General features: G+C 54.4%; 1 rRNA gene. It reads right to left on the bottom strand.

Going from position 1 to position 2,030, the window contains the following annotated elements:
- Positions 1 to 114: 114 nt before the first annotated feature.
- A 16S ribosomal RNA gene (locus AC1RRR_RS26065) occupies positions 115 to 1,600 on the bottom strand.
- Positions 1,601 to 2,030: the final 430 nt, after the last annotated feature.

The raw sequence follows: 2,030 nt of genomic DNA, 5'->3' as shown, positions 1-2,030 counted from the left end.
TCATCAAGGAGTGGAAAGAGAAACGAAGACGGCGGCGATCCGCTCATTTGTGTGCGTCAAGCGCACTAATTGGAGCTTCAATAACCTCGTGAGAGGCTGGAGAAGCATCCTTAGAAAGGAGGTGATCCAGCCGCAGGTTCCCCTACGGCTACCTTGTTACGACTTCACCCCAGTCGCTGACCCTACCGTGGTCGCCTGCCTCTCTTGCGAGTTAGCGCAGCGCCTTCGGGTAAAGCCAACTCCCATGGTGTGACGGGCGGTGTGTACAAGGCCCGGGAACGTATTCACCGCGGCATGCTGATCCGCGATTACTAGCGATTCCAACTTCATGCTCTCGAGTTGCAGAGAACAATCCGAACTGAGACGACTTTTAGGGATTGGCTCCCCCTCGCGGGATTGCAGCCCTCTGTAGTCGCCATTGTAGCACGTGTGTAGCCCACCTTGTAAGGGCCATGAGGACTTGACGTCATCCCCGCCTTCCTCCGGATTAACTCCGGCAGTACGATTAGAGTGCCCAGCCAAACCTGATGGCAACTAATCGCGAGGGTTGCGCTCGTTGCGGGACTTAACCCAACATCTCACGACACGAGCTGACGACAGCCATGCAGCACCTGTGTCCCAGTCCCCGAAGGGAAAGCCAGATCTCTCTGGTGGTCCGGGCATGTCAAAAGGTGGTAAGGTTCTGCGCGTTGCTTCGAATTAAACCACATGCTCCACCGCTTGTGCGGGCCCCCGTCAATTCCTTTGAGTTTTAATCTTGCGACCGTACTCCCCAGGCGGAGTGCTTAATGCGTTAGCTGCGTCACCGACATGCATGCATGCCGACAACTAGCACTCATCGTTTACGGCGTGGACTACCAGGGTATCTAATCCTGTTTGCTCCCCACGCTTTCGAGCCTCAGCGTCAGTAACGGACCAGTATGTCGCCTTCGCCACTGGTGTTCTTCCGAATATCTACGAATTTCACCTCTACACTCGGAGTTCCACATACCTCTTCCGTACTCAAGACTGCCAGTATCAAAGGCAATTCCAAGGTTGAGCCCTGGGCTTTCACCTCTAACTTAACAGTCCGCCTACGCTCCCTTTACGCCCAGTAATTCCGAGCAACGCTAGCCCCCTTCGTATTACCGCGGCTGCTGGCACGAAGTTAGCCGGGGCTTCTTCTCCGGGTACCGTCATTATCGTCCCCGGTGAAAGAATTTTACAATCCTAAGACCTTCATCATTCACGCGGCATGGCTGCGTCAGGCTTTCGCCCATTGCGCAAGATTCCCCACTGCTGCCTCCCGTAGGAGTTTGGGCCGTGTCTCAGTCCCAATGTGGCTGATCATCCTCTCAGACCAGCTACTGATCGTCGCCTTGGTGAGCCTTTACCTCACCAACTAGCTAATCAGACGCGGGCCGCTCCAATGGCGATAAATCTTTCCCCCGAAGGGCACATCCGGTATTAGCTCAAGTTTCCCTGAGTTGTTCCGAACCAAAGGGCACGTTCCCACGTGTTACTCACCCGTCCGCCACTAATCCCGAAGGATCCGTTCGACTTGCATGTGTTAGGCCTGCCGCCAGCGTTCGCTCTGAGCCAGGATCAAACTCTCAGGTTGAGTTGACATTGACATCAGACTTCCAATCCCGGGGGAAAACCCAGGATCAGGTATCTGGTTTGCATAGTATCTTGACGAGTTCCCATCACACTGCAGCCAACCGAAGTCAGCTGCGGTATAAATGGTGTCTTCAAGAGACCGCATTTGTCAGCGTCGAAGGTAGACCTAAAGTCTACCGCCAGAGCGCCGCCGCCTGCGTTTCTCTTTCCAAATCAACAATGTCAAAGACCCGAGCCGCTTCAGCGACCCCACCGTTTAGCGCCCGGTGTCGGCGGAGGCGGCTATCTAGCGAACCTCGAATTCCGTGTCAAATCGTTTTTTTCAAAACTTTCTGACCTCACCGCCAACCGACCCGGAGGTCTTCGGCAGAGCCGGCAGCTTCTAAAGAAGTCACCGAAACCAGTCAAGAACTTTTTTCTAAGAAAAGAAG

Source organism: Caulobacter sp. GW821-FHT12D05, from assembly GCF_058807295.1.
This window is presented reverse-complemented; position numbering and strand designations above follow the sequence as displayed.